General features: G+C 64.8%; 25 protein-coding genes. 8 read left to right on the top strand and 17 right to left on the bottom strand.

Going from position 1 to position 21,926, the window contains the following annotated elements; all coding sequences use genetic code 11:
- Positions 1 to 107: 107 nt before the first annotated feature.
- From FFS68_RS16485 to FFS68_RS16450, 8 genes are all read right to left on the bottom strand, one after another.
- Positions 108 to 1,442 (bottom strand): dicarboxylate/amino acid:cation symporter, encoded by a 1,335-nt coding sequence (locus FFS68_RS16485; protein ID WP_137754285.1) that lies wholly within the window; start codon positions 1,440 to 1,442, stop codon positions 108 to 110.
- A 49-nt stretch (positions 1,443 to 1,491) separates the two neighbouring features.
- Positions 1,492 to 2,844 carry a dicarboxylate/amino acid:cation symporter gene (locus FFS68_RS16480; RefSeq protein WP_137754284.1) on the bottom strand — a complete coding sequence of 451 codons (1,353 nt, stop codon included), beginning with the start codon at positions 2,842 to 2,844 and terminating at the stop codon, positions 1,492 to 1,494.
- A 98-nt stretch (positions 2,845 to 2,942) separates the two neighbouring features.
- Positions 2,943 to 4,724 carry an SLC13 family permease gene (locus FFS68_RS16475; RefSeq protein WP_137754283.1) on the bottom strand — a complete coding sequence of 594 codons (1,782 nt, stop codon included), beginning with the start codon at positions 4,722 to 4,724 and terminating at the stop codon, positions 2,943 to 2,945.
- Positions 4,725 to 4,734: 10 nt separating this feature from the next.
- A complete protein-coding gene (aroC, locus tag FFS68_RS16470) occupies positions 4,735 to 5,811 on the bottom strand; it encodes a chorismate synthase (protein ID WP_137754282.1) in 1,077 nt (358 codons plus the stop codon).
- Positions 5,808 to 6,236, bottom strand: coding sequence for an endonuclease domain-containing protein (locus FFS68_RS16465; protein ID WP_212742361.1), 429 nt, complete (start codon positions 6,234 to 6,236; stop codon positions 5,808 to 5,810). The genes aroC and FFS68_RS16465 overlap by 4 nt, the downstream gene beginning before the upstream one ends.
- Positions 6,237 to 6,296: 60 nt before the next feature.
- Complete coding sequence (gene fabI, locus FFS68_RS16460) at positions 6,297 to 7,124, bottom strand: enoyl-ACP reductase FabI (RefSeq protein WP_137754281.1); 828 nt, start codon at positions 7,122 to 7,124, stop codon at positions 6,297 to 6,299.
- Positions 7,121 to 8,206 (bottom strand): YihY/virulence factor BrkB family protein, encoded by a 1,086-nt coding sequence (locus FFS68_RS16455; RefSeq protein WP_137754280.1) that lies wholly within the window; start codon positions 8,204 to 8,206, stop codon positions 7,121 to 7,123. The genes fabI and FFS68_RS16455 overlap by 4 nt, the downstream gene beginning before the upstream one ends.
- A gap of 3 nt (positions 8,207 to 8,209) precedes the next feature.
- A complete protein-coding gene (locus FFS68_RS16450; protein WP_137754279.1) occupies positions 8,210 to 9,145 on the bottom strand; it encodes a DnaJ C-terminal domain-containing protein in 936 nt (311 codons plus the stop codon).
- A 125-nt stretch (positions 9,146 to 9,270) separates the two neighbouring features.
- On the opposite strand from FFS68_RS16450, the gene pdxH reads away from it, so the two are divergent.
- Both pdxH and FFS68_RS16440 read left to right on the top strand, forming a co-directional pair.
- Entirely contained in the window at positions 9,271 to 9,849 is a 579-nt protein-coding gene (gene pdxH / locus FFS68_RS16445; protein WP_137754278.1) for a pyridoxamine 5'-phosphate oxidase, read from the top strand.
- Positions 9,846 to 10,667 (top strand): PhzF family phenazine biosynthesis protein, encoded by an 822-nt coding sequence (locus FFS68_RS16440; RefSeq protein ID WP_137754277.1) that lies wholly within the window; start codon positions 9,846 to 9,848, stop codon positions 10,665 to 10,667. The genes pdxH and FFS68_RS16440 overlap by 4 nt, the downstream gene beginning before the upstream one ends.
- A 383-nt stretch (positions 10,668 to 11,050) precedes the next feature.
- Here the strand turns inward: FFS68_RS16440 and FFS68_RS16435 are convergent, their stop codons facing one another.
- A complete protein-coding gene (locus FFS68_RS16435; RefSeq protein ID WP_137754276.1) occupies positions 11,051 to 12,208 on the bottom strand; it encodes a serine hydrolase in 1,158 nt (385 codons plus the stop codon).
- On the opposite strand from FFS68_RS16435, the gene FFS68_RS16430 reads away from it, so the two are divergent.
- Positions 12,207 to 12,638, top strand: coding sequence for a hypothetical protein (locus FFS68_RS16430; RefSeq protein ID WP_171003930.1), 432 nt, complete (start codon positions 12,207 to 12,209; stop codon positions 12,636 to 12,638). The two genes, FFS68_RS16435 and FFS68_RS16430, sit on opposite strands and share 2 nt — an antisense overlap.
- Here the strand turns inward: FFS68_RS16430 and FFS68_RS16425 are convergent.
- The 6 genes from FFS68_RS16425 to FFS68_RS16400 form a co-directional block, all read right to left on the bottom strand.
- Entirely contained in the window at positions 12,635 to 12,880 is a 246-nt protein-coding gene (locus FFS68_RS16425) for a hypothetical protein (protein WP_137754275.1), read from the bottom strand. The genes FFS68_RS16430 and FFS68_RS16425 overlap by 4 nt on opposite strands.
- Positions 12,881 to 12,883: 3 nt before the next feature.
- Positions 12,884 to 13,612, bottom strand: coding sequence for an AraC family transcriptional regulator (locus tag FFS68_RS16420; protein ID WP_171003929.1), 729 nt, complete (start codon positions 13,610 to 13,612; stop codon positions 12,884 to 12,886).
- Between the two features lie 279 nt (positions 13,613 to 13,891).
- The gene (locus FFS68_RS16415; RefSeq protein ID WP_137754273.1) at positions 13,892 to 14,815 is read right to left on the bottom strand and encodes an alpha/beta hydrolase; all 924 of its coding nucleotides are present in this window, start codon (positions 14,813 to 14,815) and stop codon (positions 13,892 to 13,894) included.
- Between the two features lie 299 nt (positions 14,816 to 15,114).
- Complete coding sequence (locus tag FFS68_RS16410; RefSeq protein ID WP_137754272.1) at positions 15,115 to 15,996, bottom strand: pirin family protein; 882 nt, start codon at positions 15,994 to 15,996, stop codon at positions 15,115 to 15,117.
- Between the two features lie 3 nt (positions 15,997 to 15,999).
- Positions 16,000 to 16,374, bottom strand: coding sequence for a cupin domain-containing protein (locus FFS68_RS16405; protein WP_137754271.1), 375 nt, complete (start codon positions 16,372 to 16,374; stop codon positions 16,000 to 16,002).
- Complete coding sequence (locus FFS68_RS16400) at positions 16,371 to 16,661, bottom strand: BolA family protein (protein ID WP_249340204.1); 291 nt, start codon at positions 16,659 to 16,661, stop codon at positions 16,371 to 16,373. The genes FFS68_RS16405 and FFS68_RS16400 overlap by 4 nt, the downstream gene beginning before the upstream one ends.
- 52 nt (positions 16,662 to 16,713) lie before the next feature.
- On the opposite strand from FFS68_RS16400, the gene FFS68_RS16395 reads away from it, so the two are divergent.
- From FFS68_RS16395 to FFS68_RS16380, 4 genes are all read left to right on the top strand, one after another.
- Complete coding sequence (locus FFS68_RS16395; RefSeq protein WP_249340203.1) at positions 16,714 to 17,307, top strand: J domain-containing protein; 594 nt, start codon at positions 16,714 to 16,716, stop codon at positions 17,305 to 17,307.
- 11 nt (positions 17,308 to 17,318) lie between these two features.
- Positions 17,319 to 17,756 (top strand): nuclear transport factor 2 family protein, encoded by a 438-nt coding sequence (locus FFS68_RS16390; protein ID WP_137754269.1) that lies wholly within the window; start codon positions 17,319 to 17,321, stop codon positions 17,754 to 17,756.
- A gap of 97 nt (positions 17,757 to 17,853) precedes the next feature.
- Positions 17,854 to 18,843, top strand: coding sequence for a cobaltochelatase subunit CobS (gene cobS / locus FFS68_RS16385; RefSeq protein ID WP_137754268.1), 990 nt, complete (start codon positions 17,854 to 17,856; stop codon positions 18,841 to 18,843).
- A complete protein-coding gene (locus tag FFS68_RS16380) occupies positions 18,843 to 20,030 on the top strand; it encodes an alpha/beta hydrolase (RefSeq protein WP_137754286.1) in 1,188 nt (395 codons plus the stop codon). Before cobS ends, FFS68_RS16380 begins: the two co-directional genes overlap by 1 nt.
- Here FFS68_RS16380 and FFS68_RS18235 read toward each other — a convergent pair.
- Together FFS68_RS18235 and FFS68_RS16375 are read right to left on the bottom strand one after the other, a co-directional pair.
- Positions 20,027 to 20,158 (bottom strand): hypothetical protein, encoded by a 132-nt coding sequence (locus tag FFS68_RS18235; protein ID WP_283214610.1) that lies wholly within the window; start codon positions 20,156 to 20,158, stop codon positions 20,027 to 20,029. The two genes, FFS68_RS16380 and FFS68_RS18235, sit on opposite strands and share 4 nt — an antisense overlap.
- On the bottom strand, positions 20,155 to 21,351 hold the full coding sequence (locus FFS68_RS16375) for an MFS transporter (protein WP_212742360.1): 1,197 nt from the start codon (positions 21,349 to 21,351) through the stop codon (positions 20,155 to 20,157). Before FFS68_RS16375 ends, FFS68_RS18235 begins: the two co-directional genes overlap by 4 nt.
- A gap of 306 nt (positions 21,352 to 21,657) precedes the next feature.
- On the opposite strand from FFS68_RS16375, the gene FFS68_RS16370 reads away from it, so the two are divergent.
- Positions 21,658 to 21,926 (top strand): endonuclease domain-containing protein (locus FFS68_RS16370; RefSeq protein WP_249340202.1); only part of this gene is annotated, 269 nt, incomplete at its 3' end.

The following is a 21,926-nucleotide window of genomic DNA, read 5'->3' as shown; positions in this document are numbered from 1 at the left end:
GCTCACCCGATCGGCCGCGGCGCCAGAACCCCGCCCGGCCCCGGCCGATCGGGTGAGCCGTGCCGACCGCCAGAACAAGGTTCGCGAAGACTAGGGGTTCGCGAAGACTAGGGGGCTGGCGCCGCGGGCTGCGTCGCCGGTTCCTCTGTCACCCCCGCCGACACCACCGTCGCGGCGACCAGATCGCCGATGACGTTGAGCGTCGTGCGGCACATGTCGAGGAAGCGGTCGACGCCCAGGATCAGGCCGATCCCCTCGGGCGGGATGCCGACCGAGGCGAGGATCAGCGCAATCACCGGCAGCGAACCCGCCGGCACCCCGGCCGTACCGATGCCGCCCAGGATGCAGACCAGCATCACGAAAATCTGCTGCGTCAGCGTCAGGTCGATGCCGAAAAACTGGGCAAGGAAGATCACCGTCACCCCCTCGAACATCGCGGTGCCATTCTGGTTCGCGGTCGCGCCGATCGTCAGCACAAAGCGCGCGACGCGATCGGGCAGATGCAAGCGGTCGTGCGCGACGCGCAGCGCCGTCGGCAGGGTCGCGTTCGACGACGCGGTGGCAAAGGCCATGACAAAGGCTTCTTGCGTCTCGCGAAAAAAGGCGACCGGCGATTTCTTCGCCAGCGTCTTCAGGATGATCGGGAACACGATGAACATCTGGAGCGCGAGCGCGAGCAGGACGACGCCGACAAAGGCCGACAGGCGGATGATCAGGTCCCACCCGAACTGCGACGCCAGATTGAACATGAAACAGAAGATCGCGATCGGCGCGAGCTGAATGACCAGGCCGATCAGCTTCATCGCGACCGCGAACACGCCCTCGACCATCGACTTGAGCGCCGCGGTTTGCGGTGTTTGCACCAGCATGAGCCCGACGCCAAAGAACAGCGCGAAAAACATGACCGCGAGCACGTCGTTGGCGCTCATCGCCGCAAACAGATTGTCGGGAACGATCGCGACGACCGCGTCCATCCCGGTCTTGGCCTCACCCGCCCGTTCGGTGATCGCGCGCGCGCCCTCGGCCCCCTCGGCGATCAGGCTGCGCGCCAGCGCCGGATCGACCCCCGCCCCCGGCTGGAGCAGGTTGACGACGAGCAGGCTGACCGCCACCGAAATGGTCGCGACAATCACGGTGTAGATCAAGGTCCGCACGCCGATGCTTTTCAGCGCCCGCATCTCGCCCATGTCGGCGACCCCGACGATCAGCGCCGACACCAGCAGCGGAATGACGAGCATGAACAGCAGGCGCAGGAATATCTGCCCCAATGGTCCGGTGACATAGGCGGTAACCGCATCGACCCATGGCGCGTCGGCGGCGCCATAATGGACCGCGAGCCCGGCGATCAGCCCGGCCGCGAAACCGGCGAACATTCGCCACTGCAAGCGCCGCGCGTGCGCGTCCTCGCGGCTTGCGGCTCCGGCCGTTATCGCTTCCGCCATGGCTCAGCTCCCTTGCTCGCCCCCAATTGGGCGGCCGGAACGCTGACGATCAGGCGTAGTCGGCCGCAGGCTTGTTCCCGCCAGCCCCCATGTCATCACGAAGATCGAGCCCGCGGGTTCCATGGTGCGGCGTATGCGCCGGGGCGTGCGGCCGTTCGGCGTCGGCGGGTTCGGGCACTTCGAGCATGCCCTCCCACTTGGTGATGACGCTGGTCGCCACCGCGTTGCCGACGACATTGGTGGCGGTGCGGCCCATGTCAAGGAACTGGTCGATCGCCAGGATGATCGCCACGCCCTCGACCGGCAGGCCGAATTGCGCCAGCGTGCCGGTGATCACGACCAAGCTGGCGCGCGGCACCGCGGCGATGCCCTTTGAACTGATCATCAGCGTCAGCAGGATCAATATCTGGGTGCTGATCGACAGGTCGATGCCATAAGCCTGCGCGATAAAGATCGTCGCAAAGCTCATATACATCATCGAACCATCGAGGTTAAAGCTGTAGCCCAAGGGCAGCATGAAGCCCGAGATACGGCGCGGCACCCCGAAACGGTCGAGCTGTTCGAACATCTTGGGCAGCGCCGCCTCCGACGAAGCGGTCGAAAAGGCGATCAACAACGGCTCGCGAATATAGCGGATCAGCATCCAGATGCGCTGGCGTAGGAACCCCCAACCGATCGTCAGCAGGATGATCCACAGCAAGAACAGCGAGATATAGAATTCGACCAGCAGTTCGAAATAGGTCGCCAAAATGCCAAGTCCGCTCTTTGCAACGACATTGGCGATTGCGCCGAACACCGCGAACGGCGCAAAACGCATCACATAGCCGGTAATCTGCAGCATCATTTCGGCGAGCGCGTCGGCGCCGCGCACCAGCGCGGAACCCTTTTCGCCGATCGCCGACAAGGCGACACCCGCGAAAATCGAAAAGACCAGGATTTGCAGGATGTTGTTCGCGGCCAGCGCCTCCAGCGCATTTTTGGGGAAGATCGACAGGGTGAATTCCCACGCGTCGAGCTTCTTGACCTCGCCCACCAGCTTTGCCGCCTCTGCCGCATCGGGGATCGGCGCGCCGATGCCCGGCTGGAACAGATTGACCATCAGCAGGCCGAGCGCGATCGAGATGAAGCTGGCGGTGATGAACCAGATGATCGCGCGCGTCCCGATGCGCCCGAGGGCGCTGCTGTCACCCATGTTCGCGATGCCGACGACAATCGTCGACAGCACCAGCGGCGCCACCAACAACTTGATCAGATTGAGGAAGATGTCGGACAGCAGCTTGAACGTCTTGGTCAGATATTCGAACCACGGTTGGTCCGCGGCCACGCCGATGTGCACCGCGTAGCCCACGACCACGCCGAGCGCCATGCCCGCCAATATATACCAAGTCAGCTTGCGATCCATGCGGCTGTCCCCCTCGAATTTCTTAATGAATGGCGCGCTGTTGCGGACCCGTTATGCGCACCCTTTGAGCCGCCGCAGCGCGCAGCGTCAAGGGCGCGTCACGTCATGAAAAACACGATCGCGAAACAGGTCGACACCCCGGTGATGATATTGAGCGGCACGCCGATCTTGACGAAATCGATGAAGCGGTAATCGCCTGCGGCATAGACAATGGTGTTCGTCTGATAACCGATCGGGGTCGCAAAACAGGCCGAGGCGCCGATCATCAGCGCGATGACGAGCGGGCGTGGATCCACCCCCAGTTCGGACGCGATAGCCAACGTCACTGGCGTCATCAGCGCCGCGACCGCGTTGTTGCTAAGCAGTTCGGACAGAATTAGCGCGAAGAAATAGATGCCGAAGACGAGTACCCAGGGCGGAGCATCGGCGAGCGAAGGCTTGACCCACCCGACCATCATCGCGACCGCGCCGCTGTTTTCCAGTGCCAGACCGACGGCGAGCATCGCGAAGATCAGGATCAGCACGTCGCCGTCGATCGTCCCCCACGCCTCTTCGCTGTCGATACAGCGCGTGATCAGGATCACCCCGATCGCAATGATCGCCGCGACCCCGATGGTCAGGACGTTAAGCGCAGCCAGCGTGACGACGCCGAGCATGCAGACAATCGCGATCCATGCCTTGCCGCGCCGAAACGCTCGGACTTTCGCTAAGTCAGCGCCGATCAGGTGCGGGTTATCGCGCAGCGCCTCGACCTCGCGCGCGCCGCCGGCGACGAGCAGGCGGTCGGCGGGGCGGATACGGACGCTGGCGAGGTCGGGGCCGGGTTCGTGCGCAGGACGGTCGAGGCCGATGATCCGGGCGCGGATCTTTTGCAGAAAGGGAATATCGATCAGGCGCTGGCCGATCGCGGGATGGTTCGATGCGACCATCGTTTCGACGACCATGTCGCCCTCTGCCGGATCGCCGCTACCGATCCCGAGCCGGAACCGCCCCTGCTCGCGCCAGGTCATCAAGGTCGCGCCATCGACACGAACGATCAGGCGGTCGCCGGGAGCAAGAATCCAGTTCTCCAGCTCGGCGCCGCGAACCACCGCCGACGCGCGGCGAATGCCAACGATCCGCCCCGTGCGCGGCAGGTCGCGAAACGCCTCGACCGTCATGCCAACAAGGTCGTCCGCCTCGTCCAGCACAAGTTCGGAAAGATATTGGTGCGCGTCGTGCGTTCCGGCGGGCCCCTTGATCGGACTATCGGCCGGAAGCAGCCACCACATCAACGCCAGCCCGATCATCCCCGACACCGCGGTGACGAGGCCGATCGGGGTGATTTCGAATATGCCGAAACCCTCCATGCCCGCATCGCGGACGATGCCATCGACCACCAGGTTGGTCGAAGTGCCGATCAGGGTTAACGTCCCGCCGAGCACGGCGGAAATCGACAGCGGCATCAGCAGCTTCTTGGCGCTGACCCCCGTCACTTCGGCCAGCTTCAGCATGATCGGCACCAGCACGACCACCACCGGCGTATTGTTCAGGAACGCCGAGGCGACGAGCGCCCCGACGAGCACCTCGACAATCGCAAGCCGCGGATGTTTTTCGGCGCGCTTCATGATCGCGTCGGCAACGCGCTGGATCACCCCGGTGCGGATCAGCGCGCCCGACAACACAAACATCGCCCCGATCACGATCGGCGCCGAGTTGGAAAACACCGAGTACATCGCATCGGAATCGAGGATGCCGAGCGCCAGATAGACGCACGCGCCGACGACAGCGATTACCGTCGCAGGCAGGCGTTCCAGCATGAAGCCGACAAAGATGCCGACCAGAATGACCAGCGAGATGACGGCCTGATGCGCTTCGATAAAAGCCTGAATAAACTCCATTACCGTCGCATCAGCCGCATTGCGCGCGGTGGAGGAGTTTGTGATCGGCGAGGACGAGCGCCATCATCGCCTCGACCACCGGGGCGCCGCGGATGCCGACGCACGGATCGTGGCGGCCCTTGGTGACGATATCGGCCGCCTCGCCCGCCTTGTTGATCGTCGGCACCGGGGTCAGGATCGAGCTGGTCGGCTTGAACGCGACGCGCACGACAACGGGCTGACCGGTCGAAATGCCGCCCGCAATGCCGCCGGCGTTGTTCGACAGGAAATCGGGGCGATTGCTGCCGTCGGTCGCGGGGCGCATCGGATCGGCATTTTCCTCACCGCGCAGCCGCGCCGCGGTAAAGCCGGCACCGATCTCGACGCCCTTGACCGCATTGATTCCCATCATCGCGGCGGCCAGGTCGCTGTCGAGCTTGGCATAGATCGGCGCCCCCCACCCGGCGGGAACCCCGCTGGCGGCACATTCGATGACGGCGCCGAGCGAGCTGCCCGCCTTGCGCGCCGCGTCCATCAGCGCTTCCCAGCGTTGCGCCGCGGCGGGATCGGGACAGAAAAACGGATTGCGATCAATTTCTTCGAGGTCGAAGTTCGCAGGGTCGATGGCATCACCGCCGATTTCGGCGACCCAGGCGTGGATCTGCACCTCGGGGATGACCAGCCGTGCGACGCCGCCCGCGGCGACGCGCGCCGCAGTCTCCCGCGCGCTCGATCGGCCGCCGCCCCGGTAATCGCGGATGCCATATTTGGCGTCATAACTGTAATCGGCGTGGCCGGGGCGATAGGCCTGCGCGATGTCGCCATAGTCCTTCGACCGCTGATCGACATTGTCGATCATCAGGCTGATCGGGGTGCCCGTCGTCTTGCCCTCGAACACCCCCGACAGGATGCGCACCTGATCGGGTTCCTGCCGCTGCGTCGTGTGGCGCGACTGGCCGGGGCGACGCTTGTCGAGGAAGGGCTGGATGTCGGCTTCGGACAGCGACAGCCGCGGCGGGCAGCCGTCAACCACGGCGCCGAGCGCGGGGCCATGGCTTTCCCCCCAGGTCGTGAAGCGAAGGACGCGTCCGAAGCTGTTGAAACTCATATTTCCCTCTCCCCTTGGGGGAGAGGGAGGGGCCCGCGCGGCGCAGCCGCGTGGGAGGGTGAGGGATCGCCCGCAAAAACAATCTCGATCGCCCGGCAAACGCCCCCAAGATTGGTCATCACCTCTCGGTTCGTGAAACGCAGCACCCGATATCCTTCTCGCGCCAGAAATTCCGTTCGCCGCGCGTCATAGTCGATTTGCGCCGCATGGCTATCGCCATCGACCTCTATCACCAGTCGGGCCGATTGACAGGCAAAGTCGGCGATGAAAGGACCGATCCGTTGCTGGCGACGAAACTTGAAACCGCTTAGATTGCCCGCACGAAGCACAGACCAGAGTTTCTTTTCGGCCGGCGTGGAATCTCGGCGCAAACGGCGCGCCCGATCGACGGTGCCGTCGCGCATATCGAAACGACTCTTCGTCACGCCCTCTCCCTCCCATCGCTTCGCGACGGGCCCCTCCCTCTCCCCCAAGGGGAGAGGGTTCTAGACAAGTGCGATATCCGGCGCGTCTTCCTGTTTCATTCCGACGGTGTGGTATCCGGCATCGACATGGTGCGTTTCGCCGGTGACCCCGCTCGCCAGATCGCTGAGCAGGTACAGCGCCGAACCGCCAACATCGTCGATCGTGACATTGCGGCGCAGCGGTGCATTATGTTCATTCCACTTCAGGATCAGGCGAAAATCGCCGATCCCCGACGCGGCGAGTGTCTTGATCGGGCCGGCCGAAATCGCGTTCACGCGCACCCCCTGCGGGCCATAGTCGTTGGCGAGATATTTGACGCTGGTTTCCAGCGCCGACTTCGCCACGCCCATCACATTGTAATGCGGGATCACCTTTTCGGCGCCATAATAGCTCAAGGTCAGCAGCGAGCCGCCGCCGTTGCCGGTTTCGGGATCGAACGGTGTCATCATCGACGCCGCGCGCTTGGCGACCGCGGTAAAGCTGTAAACGCTGATGTTCATCGTCATCAGGAAGTCGTCGAGCGTCACATCGGCATAATGGCCGCGCAGCGCCTCCTTGTTGGTATAGCCGATCGCGTGCACGACGAAGTCGATCGTCGGCCAGCGCGCCGACAGCGTCGCAAACGCCGCATCCAGATTGTCCATATCCGACACGTCGCAGTCGATCAGGAAATCGCAGCCGAGCTCGTCGGCGAGCGGCTTCACCCGCTTGAGCATCACATCGCCCTGATACGAAATCGCCAGCTCCGCACCATGTGCGTGCAGTGCCTTGGCGATGCCCCACGCCAGCGACTTGTCGTTGGCGAGCCCCATGATCAACCCGCGCTTGCCCGTCATCAGACCCGTCATTCTATTTCTCCGGCCTTTTTGGCTTCAAACATTACATCGTCGATGCGCCCAATAGCGTCATGGCCCAAATCCTCAACCTCGACGAGTGCGGCGTTGAGTTCGGCGCCCATCACCATACCCAATCCGACGAGGTAGAAAAAGAACAGCGCGACCATCACCCCCGCCAGGCTGCCATAGGTCGCATCATAGCTGAGCAGGCTGGCGAGCAGCGGCGGCAACGCGAGCGTCACGCCGATCCACCATAGGGTGGTGAACAGCGCGCCCGGCCATTTCGGGCATTGCTTCAGCCGCCGGTATTTCGACGGGGTCAGGCTGTAGAACAGCATGTAGATGGCAAGGAACAGCCCGAGCCCTGACACGCCGCGCGAAATCGCGACCACGCCCACGGCCTGATATTGTTCGGGCAGGACGCGGCTGACAAATTGTTCGACCCCGACGATCAGCACCTGCATGCTGAACGACAGCAGCATCAGCACGACGGCGCCGGTGATGATGCCGATCGACAGCAGCCGGTAATGGAAAAAACCCTTGCTGAAATGGGTGCCATAGGCGCGGCGCAATATGTCGCGCACCGTTTCGATCAGGCTGCCGACCGTCCACAGCGCGACGAGCGCGCCGAGCCACAGGAAAATGCCGGTGCGCGCGGTCATCACTTCGCGGATCGGCCCCGCCAGCGCGCTGGCGACCGACGGCGGCATGGTCGAGAACACCGCCTCGATCGCCGCCTCACCCCCGACACTGCCGCCGATCAGCGAAAAGGCGGCGGCGAGCAGGATGAAGAAGGGAAACAGGGCGATCAACGCCAGATAGGCGAGATTGCCGGCGTGGATGAACCCGTCGGTATAGGTACCGACGACGACGCGGCGGACGATATGAAACGCCCGCGTCCCCGGACCGAGCCGCTGACGACCGGCATCAAATACGCCCTGCGCCCGCGCGCGCAGTTTGATCCGCTTGGCGCGTTCGGCGCGCGCTTCGGGCGAATGCGGCGAATGACCCTCGGCCAGAAACTCTTTGCCGACTTCCTCGGTAACCTGTTTGGCCAGCGCATCCGCCGCCTTTTGATCGGCCCTCTCAGTCACGCATCACACGCCGAGGTCGGCCCGGACCGCGCGCGGATCGGTCCATCCGCCGAGCAGCGCGACCAGCGCATCGTCGTCCGCGGGCAGGTCGATCATCAACCGCACCAGCTGATCGCCGCGGTCGCCGCCCTTCTGGCTGAACCCCTTGCCCTTCAGCCGCATGACCTTGCCCGACGTCGATCCCGCCGGGATCGACAGCATCACCGGGCCGTCGACCGTTGGCACCTTGATCTTGGCGCCCTTGACCGCCTCGTTCAGCGTCACCGGCAGGTCGAGGCGGATGTTGGCGCCTTCGCGCACGAAGAACGGATGATCCTTGACCGTGATCGTCACGATGCCGTCGCCGGTGCCGCCCGGCCCCGCCTGCCCCTTGCCCGCCAGCCGCATCTGGGTGCCGGTTTCGACCCCGGCCGGCAGTTTCAGGTCGATCGTGCCGCCGTCAGCGAGCGAAATGCGCTGCGGCGCCTGGGTCGCGGCGTCGACGAACGACACCGCCAGGCGATAGGCGACATTGGCGCCCTTTTGCGGCGGCGCGCTGCGACCGCCAAAGCCGCCGAACCCGCCGCCCGCCGCGGCACCACCGCCACGCCCGAACAGGCCTTCAAAAATGTCGCCGAAATCGGCGCCCTCGTTGCCGAAACCGCTGAAACCGCCCGGCCCGGTCCGCTGATCGCCGCGGAACCCGCCGCCACCGCCATAGCCGAACGGCATCGCCGGATTGCCGTCGCCGTCGATCTCGCCGCGGTCGAACTGCGCCCGCTTGGTCTTGTCGGACAGGATGTCATACGCCCGCGTGACCTCGGAAAATTTCTCCGACGCCTTCGGATTGTCCTTGTTCTTGTCGGGGTGCAATTGCTTGGCGAGCTTGCGATAGGCCGATTTGACCTCGGCTTCGCTCGCGCCTTTTGCGACGCCCAGGATGGAATAGGGATCTGCCATGGTGTTCCTGTAGCCCGATAAGTGATTGGCCGGGAAGGCCCGATTGCGCGTCGATGTGGTAATGTGTCGCCAAACGGTCAAGTTCCGCCTTTCGCGTCATCGCGCGCCGCATTATGACCGGGCGGATGAGCGATGACCCCTTTGCCCTGTTCGATCGATGGTTCGCCGACGCGCGCGCCAGCGAGCTCAACGACGCCAATGCGATGGCGCTCGCGACGACCACCGCCGATGGTCACCCGTCGCTCCGCATGGTGCTGCTCAAGGGGCATGGCCCCGACGGGTTTGTGTTTTACACCAACCTCGACAGCCGCAAGGGCGGCGAGCTGGCGGCGAACCCGCATGTCGCGTTGCTGTTTCACTGGAAATCGCTGCGGCGGCAGATCCGCATCGAAGGGCCGGTGAGCCCGGTCGACGATGCCACCGCCGACGCCTATTTCGCGACGCGCGGCCGCGACAGCCAGCTCGGCGCCTGGGCGAGCGACCAGTCGCGCCCACTGGCCGATCGTGCGACGTTCGAGGCGCGTTTTGCCGCCATGCAGGCGCGGTTCGACGGACAGGATGTCCCCCGCCCGCCGCGCTGGTCGGGATGGCGGGTGACCCCCGCCGCGATCGAATTCTGGCAGGACCGCGCGCACCGGCTGCACGAACGCACCCTGTTCACCCGCACCGGCGATAGCTGGTCGAGCGGGATGCTCTATCCATGAGCGCGGCGCGGCGGCTACCGATCAGCCAGGTCGATGCCTTTGCCGATCGCGCCTTCACCGGCAACCCCGCCGCGGTGATGCCGCTCGAGGAATGGCTGGGCGATGGCGTGCTGCAGGCGATCGCGGCCGAGAACAACCTCGCCGAAACCGCCTTCCTGATCCCCGATGAAAGCGGCGAGGCCGATTATGAGCTGCGCTGGTTCACCCCGACGGTCGAGGTCGCGCTGTGCGGCCATGCGACGCTGGCCAGCGGCCATGTGCTGTTGTCGGCGGCGCCGTGGCGGCAGGAGATGCGCTTTCGCACCCGCAAGGCCGGGATCTTGCAGGTCGCCCGCAATGGTGACGACGAGGGGTATCGGATGGCGCTTCCCGCTTATCCGCCTGCGCCCAAGGCCATGCCCGACATCGTCCGCGCCCTCGGCGGCGATCCGGCGGACACGCAATGGCACCCGGGCGGCTATGCGATCATCGCCTATCGCGATGCGGCGAACGTCCGCGCGCTGACCCCCGATTTCCGCGCGCTTAAGGACGGCGGCGACGTGCTGTATATCGCGACCGCGCCCGGCGATGGTGATCCGTCGGGTGCCGATGTCGTCAGCCGTTGCTTCGCGCCGGGTGCCGGGATCGACGAGGATCCGGTGACCGGATCGGCGCATAGCGTGCTCGCCCCCTATTGGGCGGCACGGCTGGGGCGCGATGCTTTCGCGGCGTATCAGGCGAGTGCCCGCGGCGGCCATGTCGGTTGCCGCCTCGACGGCAGCATGGTCGAACTGACCGGTCGCTGCGTCACGACGCTGGTCGGCGACTTCCTGCTATAAGACGAAACTTCGGTCGGCTTTCGACCGGCAGACGACATTCGATTCCCCATCACTTCGTCATGCCCGCGAAAGCGGGAACCCAGTCCGACGTTGCTGCTGGGTTCCCGCTTTCGCGGGAATGACGAGGGTGGGTGATGTCCGCTCCCCACCCCAAAGCGGACATCCGCCGCTCAAAAAAAACGCTGTCCTACATTATTCCGCTGTGTCAGCCTTCATCCTGCTCTTTCATTTGGTAGATAATGCGGTCCCGGCCTGGCGTGCGGCGCGACCACGGCAAAAGGTGCCGGGCGCGCCCAGCACGCCGCGACGTCCAAATCAGGCGCTGCACTAGGCTGAACTTTCCTGAACTTTGGGCGATCGGCGCCCGGCGTGGCCCGCGCCGGTCAAAGCGCTGCGGTCAAATCCGCGAGATGGCGGCGCAGCGCCGGAAACTGGTCGCCCTTGGTGACCCCCAGCCGGACGATCGTCACCCGCTGCGATGGCGACACGATGATATATTGCCCCTGATGACCGATGCAGGCGAACAGGTCGTTCGGCCCACGGTCGGGCCATAGCGCGGCTTGGGCGCCTGCCGGGCGGGCGCGGTTGAGCCAGATATGCCCGCCATAACCGCGGTCGTTCGCCGACGGGCTGAGCATGAAGTCCATCCAGCTTTCGGGCAGCAGCCGCTGGCCGTTCACCACGCCATGATTGCGCAGGAATTCGCCGAAACGCGCGTAATCGCGCGCCGTCGCGTGCATGATCGAGCCGCCGATCATCGTGCCGCTGGCGTCGAATTCCGGCGTCAAACTGGTCATGCCGAGCGGTTCGACAAGGCGGCCCGCGATGAATTCGCGCATCGCGTCGCGCCGCGCCGCCGGACTTTGCGACGGGGTCAGCGTGTCGGCCAGGATGTCCGACAGGATGACGCTGGTCGCCGAACTATAGTTGAAGATCTCGCCCGGCTGGGCCGCCGCGGGTTTCGCCTCTGCAAACCCCGCCATGTCGGGGGCGCCGCCGCCGAACAGCATCGCAACGGTATCGCCCCGCCACACCGGATCGCCATTTTCGACATGCTCGAGCCCTGCCGACATGTGGAGCAGATGTTTGAGGGTGATTGCGCCGCGCGGATCGCCGCTGCGCTGCCACGCCGCCACCGGCGCCGGTCCGTCGAGCGCCAACTGCCCGTCGGCGACAAGGAAACCGGTCAGCACCGCGGTGATGCTTTTCGCCATCGACCAGCTGATCAGCTTGGTTTCGGGGCCGAAGCCCGCGGCATAGCGTTCGTAGATCGGCTCGCCGTCGCGCAGGATGAACAGCGCGCGTGTCTGCCCGACATCGTCGGCATCGATAAACAGCGCGTCGGCGCGCGCCTTGATCGCGGCGGGCAAGGCGGGCAGCGGTTGCAGCGTATCGGTGGCGGCCACGCCGTCGAGCGACGCGCCGAACTTCGGCGCGGGCGACGCAGGCGCAATATTGCCCTGCCCCGCCGCCTGCGCCAGCGACAGGGCCCCGAGCATCGCGAGAGCGGCACTTGCCAGCAGCCGTTTTTTCGTGATCATGGGACCAGTGACTAGCACCAACCCGACCGGTCCTTCAACGGGCGAGACGCCGACCGCGGCACCGCCGCCCGAAACACCGGCCGGAACGCCGCCGCCGCCGCGCAAAAAGCCCAGTCGCTGGGGCGGTTGCCTGCCCTGGGCGCTGGTGGCCGCCGTGCTGTTCGCCCTCTTTGCTATCTGGAAATTTCCGTCGTTCAAGGCGCAGGCCGAACTCGGTTCGGCCTATGCGGCGCGGGTCGGCTGCTCGTGCCGCTATGTCCAGGGGCGCAGCCTGGACAGCTGTCAGAGCGATTTTGAACCCGGCATGGAAATGGTGTCGCTGAGCGAAGACCCGGCGACCACGACGGTGACCGGCAGCGTCCCCCTGCTCGCGTCCCGCAGCGCGCGCTATACCGGGGTCAGCGGCTGTTTGCTGCGGCCGGAAAACTAACCCGCGAGGCGGCGGGCGGCGAGCGCGATTGCCGCCGGAACCCCGAACACGAGCAGGCCGATCATCGCTTCCTCGGCCCAGCCGTAACCGGCGTAAAGGACGCCGACGAGCAGGTTGCCGACCGCGACGACGAACCACAGGATCAGGAAAATGCGCGTCGCCCGCGCCGCGTAGCGGATCGTCAGCCGCAGCACGGCCAACAGCGCCACTCCGGCGAGCAACATGATCGCGGTGTGCGACATCGCTTATTCCTCCCAGGCTGGCGGCAGAATGGCCGATATATGACGCCGTCGCCAATCGCCCGGCGACGTGCCCAGCTTGCGGCGAAAGATCGCGCACAGATGCGCATGGCTGGAAAAGCCGGTGGCAAAGGCGATTTCGGCCACCGACAACGGTCGGTGCATCAGAAACCAGCAGGCGCGGCGGAGCCGTTGGCGCAGCATATATTGGGCCGGTGTATATCCTGTCGCGCGCGCGAAATGGACGATCAGGCTGTTCACCGACATGCCCACTACGGCCGCCATTTCCTCGACGGTCAGCGACAGTTCGAGCTGGGTCTGGATATAGGCCATCAGATCGTTGATCCGCTGGGTTACCGCGGGCGGGGCGGGGCGAACGACCATCGTTTCCAGCGTTTTGGCCAGGATCGTGATCAGCGGATCGACCGCCGCGCCATCCCCCGCGGCGACGGCGCGCACCAGCGCCGCCAGCGTCGGGTCATAATGGCCCGCCAGCGCGCGCATGTCGGGCGCCACCACCAGCCGCGCGGCGGGAATTTCAACCTCGATATAGCGAACTCCGCCGCCTTTGGCAGTGCCATGATAGCGACGCCCGGCGGGCGCCAGCCACATCTCGCCGGGCAGCGGATCGCCCAGCGACGTGCGCTGGTCATCGAGCCATGTTTCAAGCCAGTGATAGCTGCCCGCTTCGTACAGATACAGCACATGGACATCGCGTTCGATCGTCCAATTCACTGGCCCGTCGATCCGATCAACGATCGAGGCGACCCTGAGTCCTCCCACTTCCATGACACGAGTATGGCAAGTTGGGGAGAATGTGAAAGCCTGACATTTGCACCAAACCTATGGTTAACTCGCCCCTCCAAAATCTTCGGATGACGGCAGAAAATGGGGGAAAACTGCCGTTGGACAGACCCTTTCGCGTGTCATCGATACGCCTTACCAGCCCCCCCCAGGCGGGCGGCGAACACGCCGCCCGCCACCCTTTTTTGGGGCAAAAGGATATCGCCGCGATCAGCCCTTTGTCAGAAAGTCGTCCATCGCGGCATTAACGGCATCCGGCGCCTCCCACGGCACGAAATGGCCGCAATCGGCGACATGCACGATCCGCACATCGGGGACGAGGTCGGCGATCCCGTCAAGATTGCATGGCGGCAGCGCAACATCGTCGAGCGCCCAGACCACCAGCGTCGGGATGGTGAGTTTGGGAAACGGCATCGCGGGCGGCTCGACATAGGGTGCGTCCATCGCCGGGACGATCGCGGGTGAGCCGCGGTACCAATTGATCATCGCGCGGCAGGCGTCGCGGTCCTCCCAATCCTTAAGCAATCGCGCAATCTCGTCAGGCGGCTGGATGCCGCCGCTCGGCACCCTCCCGGCAAAGGCGTGGGCGAGGATCCCGGCGATGCCATGCTCCTCGATCATCGCGTCGCTCGCCGGGTCGCGGAAAATGCTGATATATTGGCTCGCCGCGCGCTGCTGTTCATTGGTGAACAGCAGGCGCTGAAAGATTGCCGGATGCGGGGCATTGGCGATGACCGCGCGGGTCACGCGCCCCGACCACGCCGGATGCAGCCCGTTCGGCTGGCCGCCGAGCGCCACCCCCCAGGCAATCGCGCCGCCCCAGTCGTGGCCGACGATCGTGAACGCGCCGACGCCGAGCGCGTCGGCGAGGGCAAAAATATCGGCGATCAATTTGTCGGGGGTATAGGATTCGGCGTCCTGCGGCTTCGACGATCCGCGATAACCGCGCTGATCGGGAGCGATGCAGCGGAAGCGGGTCGCGAAATGCGGCAACTGATACCGCCAGGTGCGGTGCGATTCGGGAAAGCCGTGGAGAAAGATCAGCACCGGCGCATCGCGCGGGCCGATGTCGACGACGTCGAGTTCGACCCCGGCCGAGAGCTTCACGCGCTGCTGTTCGAAATCGCCGGTCATCGGCATCGCTCCCTTGGGCTGCTTTGGTTTCTTTTCAAAACCAATCTGGCGGGGATCGTTGCGGCTGGCAAGTAGGCACAACCGTGCGTTACCCAGGACATCCGGTGAGAATTGTCCGCCTTTGGGATGGGGGGCGGCCTTACGCCCTCCTCGTCATTCCCGCGAAAGCGGGAACCCAGTTGCGACGCTGGCTCGCTGGGTTCCCGCTTTCGCGGGAATGACGAAGTGACGAGAGAACGTCCGCAATCGGTCGCTAGCCGCCATTCCGCTTCTCGCTACGCCCCGAGTTTGCCGTCTCGCTAAGGATAGCTCACGGTTTTCGGCACCTCGGGGATCGGAATAAATTCGTCGCTGTCGCCGGGGACGAGCGGAAATTTGCCGTCTTTCCAGTCATGCTTCGCCTGATTGATGCGGTCGCGCGACGAGCTCACGAAATTCCACCACACGTGGCGCGGGGTCGGGAACGCTTCGCCGCCAAGCAGCATCACGCGCGCGTCGGTGTCGGCGCGCAGCGTCATCACCTGCCCGGGTTTCAGGATATAGAGGCTGTAACGGGCGAGCCGTTCGCCATCGAGGCTCGCGTCGCCGAGCGCCACCAGCACCGCCCGCTCGTCGGCCTCGGCTTCGATCGGGATCGCCGCGCCCGCGTTCATCAGGATATCGGCATAGATGGTCGCGGCATGCTGGGTGATCGGCGACGCCTTGCCCCACAGGCTGCCCATGATCACCCGCGCCGACACGCCACCATCCTCGATCAGCGGCAAATCCTCTTTCGCAACATGCTCGAACGCCGCGTCGATCTCTTCCTTGCCATCGGGCAGCGCGAGCCAGGTCTGCATCCCCGAAATGCCCGATCCGGTGGCGCGTTCGGCCGCCGGGGTGCGTTCCGAATGGACGATGCCGCGGCCCGCGGTCATCAGGTTGCAAGCCCCGGGGCGGATCGTCGCCAGCGTGCCCAGGCTATCGCGATGCTCGATCGCGCCGTCGAACAAATAGGTGACGGTCGCAAGGTTGATATGCGGATGCGGGCGCACGTCCATGCCCGCGCCGATGTCGAAATGCGCCGGGCCGAACTGGTCGACGAAGATGAATGGCCCGACCATCGTGCGCGATTTACTGGGCAGCGTCCGCCGCACCTCAAAGGCACCCAGATCGTGAGTCGAGGGGGTGATGATTTGCATCGGTCAGTCCAGCCTTTCCAGCGTTCGCCGTGTCTTTGCGGTTTCGACATTGCCGGTGTTCAGCGTCGATCGCGGTTCGAGCAACACGACATGACATTCGCCGTCCAGCGCCTCGGGACAATGTTCGACACCATGCGGCACGATGATGAACTCGCCGGGTTCGACGATCACATCACCGGTTCGCAATCCCATCTTCATTCGCCCGGCAACAACGAGGAATAATTCATCCTCTATATCATGGTGATGCCAGTCGAACTTGCCGTCGAGCTTGACCAGCTTGATCTGGAAATTGTTGATGTCGCCCGCGATGTGCGGGCTCCAGGCGTCGGAGATTTTCGCAAAGGCGGCGGCAAGATTGACCTTGGCGACCATCGTCATTCCCCCGGCGCGCGCGCCTTGATCGCCAGCGCATGGACGCGCTGCCCGGGCAGGTCGCCGAGCGCCTTGTTCACCGTGCGCTGGCGGGCGACGCGGTTCATCCCGGCAAAGCCCGCCCATTCGATGGTCAGACTGAAATGCGATTCGCCCGATCCATCGTCGCCGGCATGGCCATGATGGCTCGCGCTATCGTTGCTCAGGATGAAATTGGCGTCGGGAAAAGCTGCGCTGAGCAGGCTTTCCATCTCTTGTTGCACGGGGCCATTGCTGCTCATGGGGTTGACCATAAGCGCTCCGTCGCCAAATTATAAGGCCTCTCCAGCACCTCGAAAGCGCATTTTGCCCACGTCCCCCCGCCCCAACCGTTTTCATGGCCGCGTTTCACGCGACGAGCCCTGCGCCGCGCCCGGATGCCGCGAAGCCGGCGAGTTTCGCGCCCCACTGTCGTGGACCCGCTCGCCCGATGGGCCGCCGCAATATCGCTGGCTATGCCTCGACCATGTCCGCGAATTCAACGCCGGCTATAATTTTTTCGAGGGCATGAGCGCCGACCAGATCATGGCGGCGCAGTCACCGACCGCCGGCTGGGAGACCGAAAGCCGCACGTTCCGTGCTGCGGGCAGCGCCGACCTGCCGCCGCGCTGGGCCGATTTCAAGGATCCGATCGACGCGCTGGGCGCGCGCTTTCGCCAGCGGATGGACGAGGCGCGGCGCGAGGCGGCCAACCCCGCCCTGTCGCGCGAGGAACATGCGGCGATGCAATTGCTCGGCCTGCCCGCCGATGCCGACCGCGCGACATTGCGGCGGCGTTACAGCGAGCTCGTCCGGCGCTATCATCCCGACCGCAACGGCGGCGACCGCAGTTTCGAGTCGCGGCTGGGCAAGGTCGTCGCAGCGTATCAGTTGCTGCGCAAGACTAAGGCCTTTGCGTAGGGAGAGCAGGGATGACCGAACTCGACAAAGCGCGTATCGACGTGGTCCGCCGCCATATGGCGCTCGAGATCACCCATGATTGGGACGGCGTCATCGCGACCTTCGATCATCCGCGTTACGAATTGCTGGGACCGGGAACGATCTTTGACGGCGAGGCGGCGGTGCGATCCTATTTCGCCGCGTCGCGCGAACCATTTCCCGATCAGGCGAATGAAGTGATCGCGATTGCCGCCGACGGCGCGACCGACACGGTGCTGGTCGAATTCTGGCTGACCGGCACCCATCTTGGCCCGCTGAAGCTCGGCCCGCGCACGATCGCGCCGACGGGCAAGGCGTTCCGCATCCGGATGGCGGCCAGCTTTGTCTTCGCCCCGGACAGCGACAAGATCATGTGCGAGCGCCCCTATTACGACCAGTCGGCGGTGATGAAGGCGCTCGGCCTGCTTTGAAAAGGCGTTGCAAGCTGAAACCGACGCCTATACCGCGCTAGCCGAAGCGCCGAGCGACCGGCGACTCTCTCCCGACCGTCCTCGCTGGATCTTTGACATGACCGATATTCCGAACAGCCTTCCCGATCACCACGGCTCGACGCTGCTTGCGGCGCCCGATGTCGAGGTCGATGCACGCGAGCTGTTCGGGGTCGATATCGATATGAAAGTACCGGCGTTCAGCGAGGCGGACGAGCGTGTCCCCGACCTTGACCCAGCCTATGTCTTTGACGGCGACACCACGCTCGCGATCCTGGCGGGCTTCAAATACAACCGCCGCGTGATGGTGCAGGGCTATCATGGCACCGGCAAATCGACCCATATCGAACAGGTCGCGGCGCGGCTGAAATGGCCGTGCATCCGCGTCAACCTCGACGCGCATATCAGCCGTATCGACCTGGTCGGGCGCGATGCGATCGTGCTGCGCGATGGGCAGCAGGTCACCGAATTCCGCGAAGGGTTGCTCCCCTGGGCGCTGCAAACCCCGACCGCGCTGGTGTTCGACGAATATGATGCAGGGCGCCCCGATGTGATGTTCGTGATCCAGCGGGTGCTGGAGACCGAGGGCAAGCTGACGCTGCTCGACCAGAACCGCGTCATCCGTCCGAACCCGCATTTCCGCCTGTTCTCGACCGCGAACACCGTCGGGCTCGGCGACACCAGCGGGCTGTATCATGGCACGCAGCAGATCAACCAGGGCCAGATGGACCGCTGGAACATCGTCGTCACCCTGAACTATCTGCCCGCCGCGACCGAAAGCGCGATCATCCTGGCCAAGGTGCCGAACACCGACGACACAACGGTCGCCAATATGGTCAAGGTCGCCGACCTGTCGCGCCAGGGCTTTATCAACGGCGACATTTCGACCGTGATGAGCCCGCGCACGGTGATCAGCTGGGCGCAGAACACCGCGATCTTCAACAATATTGGCTTTGCCTTTCGGCTGACCTTCCTCAACAAATGCGATGAGGCCGAGCGGATGATCGTCGCCGAATATTATCAGCGCGTGTTCGGCGAAGACCTGCCCGAAAGCGTCATCGGCAAGTGATGTTGCGCCGCCGCCTGATGGTGGCAACCGCTGCCCTGACCCTGTCGGGCTGCATCGCTGCGGTCGATTATGGCAAGGTTCGCCACGCCGATTATGTCGCCGATCCGCGCTGTTCCGCCCAGCCCGGCGCGGTGGTCGACGGCGAGGCGCTGCCGCTGTTTTTTGCGACCAGCCGCCTGCCCGACTGCCGCACGCCCGACATCAGCCTGCTGCGCCACCGCGGCGACAAGATTCGCTATGGCCGCTTTGCCGCGCCGGGCGAGATCGAGGTGGCTGGCAAGAAAAAGCTGCGGACCCCGATGGCGTTCCAGAACTCAGCCGACTGGTGGACGGCCCTGCAGGCCGAAACCGACCGGCGGCAGGGGCGCGTCCTGCTGTATGTCCACGGCTATCGCGAGACGTTCGAGACGACATCAAAGGACGCCGCGCAGATCGCGCGGATGACCGGGTTCGACGGGCCGGTGATTGAATATAGCTGGCCATCGCAGGGCGAAGTGCTGAGCTATGCGGTCGACGAGACCAACATGTATCACGACGTCCGCAATTTCCGCGACTTTCTGAAGACGCTGGCCGAGCGGCCGTGGGTCAAGGAAATCGTCGTCGTGTCGCACTCGCTGGGCGCGCGGCTGGTCATCCCCGCAATCTCCTACGTCGACCGCGCGTCGAGCAGCGCCGACAGCAGCAACATCTCGAACGTCATCCTGGCGTCGCCCGACATCGACCGCGAAACATTCGAACGCGACATCGAGGAAGAGGTGCTGTCGCCGCGCCGCGTCGCCAACGACCGGCGAATCACCGTCTATGTCTCACACGCCGACAAGGCGCTGGCCGCATCGCGCGCGCTGCACGGCTATCCGCGGCTCGGCTCGCCCTATTGCTTCGATCCGTTCGAGGCCGCTGACCTGAAGGCCAAGGGGCTGCCGGTGCGTTGTTACCCGGTCTCGCGCGCCGGGCTGACGATTGTCGACACCACCGACGTATCGCGCAGCGCGACCGGGCACAGCAATTTCCTGCGCAGCGCGATCGCGTGCCGCGATTTTGCCGATGTCGTGGCGGGCAAGCGGGCGCGGCCCGAACGTATGGCGACGCATCTGGCGCATGTGTTTCGCTTGCTGCCCGATCCGGCCGACCCTAAGCCCGATGACGAAGCGATCTGCAACCGCGTCCCGGTGCCCACCGCGCCCTAAAAGCCGCACATGATCGCGGCATTGGCGAGCCAGACGACCGGCCCCGCCCCGGTCCACAGCCACAGGCCGCCGACCGCGATGAGCGCGAACAGCGCCAGTGCGATCCCGTCCTGCCGCGGCAACCTCACGCCGGTTGCAGCCGTCTGACGGGCGCGTCGGCGATCGGCAGATGGACCAGTCCGGCGAACAGCCCGAGCGCGATTGATATGCCCCAGGCGATATTATAGCTGCTGGTGGCGTCGAAGATCAGCCCCGCCATCCACGCGCCGAAAAAGCTGCCGACCTGATGGCTCAAAAACACGATGCCATAGAGCATCGAGAGATAGCGGATGCCAAAGATGCGCCCGACGATGCCGCTGGTCAGCGGCACGGTGCCGAGCCACAGGAACCCCATCGCCCCCGCGAACACCAGCGCGCTGGCGTGGGTGAGCGGCACGAACAGGAACAGCGCGATCACCGCCGAGCGCGCGGTGTAGAGCGCCGACAGGACATATTTCTGGCGCAGCACGTCGCCGGCGCGGCCGAAGATATAGGAACCGAGGATGTTGAAAAGCCCGACCAGCGCCAGCACCTGCGCCCCGATCGCGATCCCCAGCCCCTTGTCGTCGAGATAGGCGGGCAGATGCGTCGCGATGAAGGCGATGTGGAAACCGCAGACGAAAAAGCCGGCGTTGAGCAGCCAGAAACCGCTGTGGACCGACGCTTCGCGCAGCGCCTCGCGCGCGGTCTGTTCGGCCTCGGCGGCGAGGCCTGGCCCGCCATCGGTCCGCCCGGCGACCCCGATCGCGAGCAGCCCGCACAGCGCGACCAGCCCCGCCATGATCCACAGCGTCTGGTGATAGCCGACATCGCCGAGCAGCGTCGATGCCAGCGGCACGACGAGGAACTGGCCGAGCGAGCCGCCCGCGGTGACGATGCCGAACGCGCTGCTGCGCTTTTCGGGGCTGACGACGCGGCCGACGGCGCCGAGCACGACGACAAAGGTGGTCGCCGACTGGGCCATGCCGATGAAAATGCCGAAACTGATGTGCAGCCCGATCGCATCGGTCGCAAAGGCCGCGCCGATCAGCCCGAACGCGTAGAGCAGCGCCCCCGCGAGGACGACCCGCCCCGCGCCATGCTTGTCGGCAAGCGCCCCGACGAACGGCTGAACCAGCCCGAACAGCAGATTCTGCAGCGCCATCGCGAGGCCGAAGTCCGACCGGCTGATCCCGATATCGACGCTCATCTGCGGCAGGAACAGTCCGAACGACTGGCGCACCCCCATCGCCAGGGTGACAATGAAGGCGGCGCAGGCGATGACGATCCAGGGGCGTTTCATGGGGGAGTCCATATGCCGCGGATGCTCCCGCGTCCGCGCGAGGTCAAGCGAGCTTAGCTATATTCCCAAGAAGCCAAAAGCCGGGTAGCAAAGCCTGACCCTCCCCCTTGATGGGGGAGGCGGCGAGACTTGCGAACTTGTTCGCTAGTCGCAGCGGTAGGGGTGTGGTTGCGCCATGAAACGAACGCCGCCGGATGGTTCTACGGGGCGGGCTCGCCGATTGCGCAGCGGTAGGGGTGTGGTTGCGCCATGAAACGAACGCCGCCGGATGGTTCTACGGGGCGGGCTCGCCGATTGCGCAGCGAAATGACCGATACCGAACGGAAAATCTGGACATTGTTGCGTACCGCCTTTCCCGCTTGGCGCTTCCGCCGCCAAGTCCCAGTCCGTCAGTATATTACCGACTTCGCCAGCCACCGCGCCCGGCTCGTAATCGAAATCGACGCACCGCGCACGACGATAATCGAAAATGACGGCTATCGCGTCATCCGTTTCTGGAACAATGATGTGCTCGCCAATATTGACGGTGTTGCCACCCTTCTGACAAGGGCTTTGGCCGAGACCTCACCCCCACC

It is taken from the genome of Sphingopyxis sp. L1A2A (genome assembly GCF_005502465.1).
Classification (GTDB): Bacteria; Pseudomonadota; Alphaproteobacteria; order Sphingomonadales; family Sphingomonadaceae; genus Sphingopyxis.
The sequence above is the reverse complement of the archived record's forward strand: the minus strand, read 5'-3'. Positions and strand labels throughout refer to the sequence as shown.

Bases quoted from the DNA above. Each gene is read 5' to 3' on its own strand.
- FFS68_RS16485 (WP_137754285.1), bottom strand. From the start codon at position 1,442: ATGGCGGAAGCGATAACGGCCGGAGCCGCAAGCCGCGAGGACGCGCAC.
- FFS68_RS16480 (WP_137754284.1), bottom strand. From the start codon at position 2,844: ATGGATCGCAAGCTGACTTGGTATATATTGGCGGGCATGGCGCTCGGC.
- FFS68_RS16475 (WP_137754283.1), bottom strand. From the start codon at position 4,724: ATGGAGTTTATTCAGGCTTTTATCGAAGCGCATCAGGCCGTCATCTCG.
- aroC (WP_137754282.1), bottom strand. From the start codon at position 5,811: ATGAGTTTCAACAGCTTCGGACGCGTCCTTCGCTTCACGACCTGGGGG.
- fabI (WP_137754281.1), bottom strand. From the start codon at position 7,124: ATGACGGGTCTGATGACGGGCAAGCGCGGGTTGATCATGGGGCTCGCC.
- FFS68_RS16450 (WP_137754279.1), bottom strand. From the start codon at position 9,145: ATGGCAGATCCCTATTCCATCCTGGGCGTCGCAAAAGGCGCGAGCGAA.
- pdxH (WP_137754278.1), top strand. From the start codon at position 9,271: ATGAGCGATGACCCCTTTGCCCTGTTCGATCGATGGTTCGCCGACGCG.
- FFS68_RS16440 (WP_137754277.1), top strand. From the start codon at position 9,846: ATGAGCGCGGCGCGGCGGCTACCGATCAGCCAGGTCGATGCCTTTGCC.
- FFS68_RS16430 (WP_171003930.1), top strand. From the start codon at position 12,207: ATGGGACCAGTGACTAGCACCAACCCGACCGGTCCTTCAACGGGCGAG.
- FFS68_RS16435 (WP_137754276.1), bottom strand. From the start codon at position 12,208: ATGATCACGAAAAAACGGCTGCTGGCAAGTGCCGCTCTCGCGATGCTC.
- FFS68_RS16425 (WP_137754275.1), bottom strand. From the start codon at position 12,880: ATGTCGCACACCGCGATCATGTTGCTCGCCGGAGTGGCGCTGTTGGCC.
- FFS68_RS16415 (WP_137754273.1), bottom strand. From the start codon at position 14,815: ATGACCGGCGATTTCGAACAGCAGCGCGTGAAGCTCTCGGCCGGGGTC.
- FFS68_RS16410 (WP_137754272.1), bottom strand. From the start codon at position 15,996: ATGCAAATCATCACCCCCTCGACTCACGATCTGGGTGCCTTTGAGGTG.
- FFS68_RS16405 (WP_137754271.1), bottom strand. From the start codon at position 16,374: ATGACGATGGTCGCCAAGGTCAATCTTGCCGCCGCCTTTGCGAAAATC.
- FFS68_RS16400 (WP_249340204.1), bottom strand. From the start codon at position 16,661: ATGGTCAACCCCATGAGCAGCAATGGCCCCGTGCAACAAGAGATGGAA.
- FFS68_RS16390 (WP_137754269.1), top strand. From the start codon at position 17,319: ATGACCGAACTCGACAAAGCGCGTATCGACGTGGTCCGCCGCCATATG.
- cobS (WP_137754268.1), top strand. From the start codon at position 17,854: ATGACCGATATTCCGAACAGCCTTCCCGATCACCACGGCTCGACGCTG.
- FFS68_RS16380 (WP_137754286.1), top strand. From the start codon at position 18,843: ATGTTGCGCCGCCGCCTGATGGTGGCAACCGCTGCCCTGACCCTGTCG.
- FFS68_RS16375 (WP_212742360.1), bottom strand. From the start codon at position 21,351: ATGAAACGCCCCTGGATCGTCATCGCCTGCGCCGCCTTCATTGTCACC.